The sequence below is a fragment of the Burkholderia sp. A2 genome (genome assembly GCF_001729305.1).
In the GTDB taxonomy this organism is placed as follows: Bacteria; Pseudomonadota; Gammaproteobacteria; order Burkholderiales; family Burkholderiaceae; genus Burkholderia; species Burkholderia sola.
In genome coordinates this window covers 1-2,819 of sequence record NZ_LZXX01000016.1, presented here as the reverse complement: position 1 = coordinate 2,819, position 2,819 = coordinate 1, and the positions used below count along the sequence as shown (strand labels likewise).

Here is a 2,819-nt window from a genome sequence, read left to right as displayed (position 1 = left end):
TGCTCGGGGCTCAGGTCGAAGGTCGCGGCGGCCGCGGCCATCGCGGCGAAGGCGCTCAGGCCGATCAGCGCGGCGGTCAGCGTGCGCACGGCACGGGATGAAAGCGGTACGGCTCGATGCATGAAAACGTCCTGTCGTGGAAGCGTGGAATCGTTGAAAGCGGAATGGGCGACGTGGAATGCGGGGCGCCGTGCGCTCAGCGCGGCAGCGCCGCTTCGGGCACGGGCGCCCACAGGTCGGCCAGCGTCGACGTGCGCGACGGATCGACGAGATCCTTGCCGAAACGGAGGTGGAAATACGCTTCGGGATCGATCGACGAATCGAACAGCCGCGTGTAGCCGGTGCGGTCGTACAGCGCCCACGCTTCGGGTTGGCGAAAGCCGGTCGTCAGGTAGAGGCGGCGGTAGCCCTGTTGCGCGGCGCGCAGTTCGAGCGCTTCGACGATGCGCCGCGCGAGGCCCTGGCGGCGCAGGTCGGTGCGGGTCCAGATGCGTTTCAGTTCGGCGGTCTGCGCGTCGTAGCGCTTGAACGCGCCGCCGCCGATCGTCTCGCCGTCGCGCAGCAACAGCACGAACGCGCCTTCGGGCGGCGCGAACAGCTCGGCCGGGTAGCGCGCGAGTTCGTCGCGGGCCGACGCGCGGCTGTCGGGGCGGTATGCGTCGTAACGGGTCGAATACTCGTCGATCAGGGCGTCGATCAGCGGCTGCGCGCGGACGTCGAGCGGCGTCGTGTCGATGATGCGGTCGTTCGTGGCCATGGGCATCGCGAATGGCGCGCGATGCGGACGTTCCTGGCGGGATGCGGGCACGCGGCCCGTCCGGTCTGTTCCGTTATCGCGACGCAGTTGTCGTGATGGCGGCGGCTGTCGTGCTGCGTGCGACGCATCCGGCGTGCCGCCGCCGTTTCGAACACGTTAGCGGCGCGGCCGGCAAAGACGAACGAAGCAATTTCGATAAGGATTTCGCGGAAGGCGGAAGAAGGCTTGCAGGAGGAGTGGGGTGGGGTGAACGGGCGTGGTGGGGGGCCGTGCCCGTTCGAGGTGTGTAGGACGCGGCTGATCGCCGGGAATTGGCGCGGTGTTGTCGTTTCGACGGCCGGACGGTGATGTCGATTCGGGGCGGGCTTGTCAGGGGCGCGAGCGCACGGCCGAGGCCCGTCGCCAGCGTGGCGACGGGTTCTCCTCGAATTGTCGGGTCAGCGCGGCGCGATGATCGTCGACGACGGCGGCGTTCAGGCTGCCGCCGCCTGAGGAATCGCGTCCTGCCGATCGCCGCCCAGGATCTCGACAAGACTGCTCAGCATCCGCGCCAATTCACCCGTCATCAGCGTGAAGTCCGAATCGAAGCGTTCATCGTCATTCTGCGCGGTCGGATCCGCCGCCTCCTTGATCACGTCGAGCGGCGCGACGCGCTTGATCGTCAGCGACGGCGTCAGCACGAACGAGATCCGGTCATCCCAGGTCATCGCGAGGCGCATGCATTGTTTGCCGGATTCGATGTGCCGGCGCATGTCGTTCGCTTCCAGCGCGTGGCCGACGTATCGCACCGTGGCGCCGCCTTCGCCGCTCGAGCGCAATTCGGCGTCCTGATCGACGGTGAATCCGCCCGGCGCGTCGCCGGACAGCAGCCAGTCCGTCATCGCGGCGACCGGCGAGCGCGCCAGCTGAACGCCGGCGAGCGGCAATTGATCGATCGATTTGACGAGCAGGCTGCGAACGTCGTCGGCAAGCGCCTGGGCCGCCGCATCGATGACGAGCCAGCCGTTCGCCGTGTCGATCCACACGCGGGTATCGCGGCGAATGCTGAACGCGCGCGGCAGCAGTTCGTCGGTCACCTGTTCCTTGAGTTCGCGCAGTTGCTTCCGGCCGACCTTGAAGCCCTGCTGCTCCTCGACTTCGAGCGCACGCGCCTTGGTCACCTGATTGACGACCGACGCCGGGAGCAGCTTCTTTTCGGCACGAAACAGCAGCAGCATCTGCCGGTTGTTCGAATACACGAGCGCGCCGTCGTCACGCGGCGACGCCCATCCGGCGCGCTGCATTTCGACGCTGCTGCCCGGCTGGAACGCGTGAGGCGCCAGCCATTTTTCCATCTGGTCGCGAGTGACGGCCCAAGGGGCCGGAAGACGATGAAGCTGAAGGTTCTTGAACCACATGGGAGAACGGGCAAAGCGCGTCATTCTATATGACGGGGAGAGTTGGCGGGCGGGAGCGGTCGCTCGACGTCGGCACCAGCGGCGGTGACGGTTCCTGCCCGAGTCTGTCAACGGCCGCGCGCCGATGCAGGGAAAGGTACGACGGGGCGGAAATTGACCGATACCGAGCCACGGCGATACAGGCGAGTGCAATACCCAAAGCCTGGTCGCGCCGAAGGACCGCAACGAGTGGCGGATTCAACCGAAAGAGTCGGCCGCCTTCCTCACCCGACGACACGCGGCGGCGTCGACAACTCCGCCAACTGAAACAGACAATCCCCGCGCTGGACCTGCGCGGGTACCCGCTTGCACACCACTTCGCCATCGCCGTTGAACCGGTGCAGCACCGGTTCACGCAACGGCGTATCGGGAAAATGCACCCACGCGGCCGGCTGCCCGGCTTTCACCTGGTCGCCGAGTTCGACGAGCGGTTCATACAGCCCGCGCTCGTACGCATAGACGAAGTGACGATCGCCGTCGACGCGCATGAAGCGCGTGACGGTCGGCGGCGCGTCGGGCACGAGCGCGCCGTGCAGCAGTCCGATATGGCCGAGGTAATGCAGCAGCCCCTGGCGGCCGAGCCGGATCAGCGACGGATCGGCCATGCCGGCGCCGCCGAGTTCGGT

At 67.2% G+C, this 2,819-nt stretch carries 3 protein-coding genes and 1 pseudogene; all 4 read right to left on the bottom strand.

What is annotated here, in order from left to right; all coding sequences use genetic code 11:
- Window positions 1-233 (bottom strand): annotated as a pseudogene (locus A9Z05_RS38325) (hypothetical protein); the annotation flags it as partial.
- A complete protein-coding gene (locus A9Z05_RS01655) occupies window positions 197-757 on the bottom strand; it encodes a GNAT family N-acetyltransferase (RefSeq protein WP_069616625.1) in 561 nt (186 codons plus the stop codon). The pseudogene A9Z05_RS38325 and the gene A9Z05_RS01655, both read right to left, overlap by 37 nt.
- Window positions 758-1,230: 473 nt before the next feature.
- Window positions 1,231-2,154 (bottom strand): recombination-associated protein RdgC, encoded by a 924-nt coding sequence (locus A9Z05_RS01650; protein ID WP_069616624.1) that lies wholly within the window; start codon window positions 2,152-2,154, stop codon window positions 1,231-1,233.
- A gap of 263 nt (window positions 2,155-2,417) precedes the next feature.
- On the bottom strand, window positions 2,418-2,819 hold a 402-nt coding region (locus tag A9Z05_RS01645), incomplete at its 5' end, for a succinylglutamate desuccinylase/aspartoacylase family protein (RefSeq protein ID WP_176730127.1).

What these genes read in the sequence shown, in the direction of transcription:
- A9Z05_RS01655 (WP_069616625.1), bottom strand. Translation starts at nt 757, where the DNA reads ATGGCCACGAACGACCGCATCATCGACACGACGCCGCTCGACGTCCGC.
- A9Z05_RS01650 (WP_069616624.1), bottom strand. Translation starts at nt 2,154, where the DNA reads ATGTGGTTCAAGAACCTTCAGCTTCATCGTCTTCCGGCCCCTTGGGCC.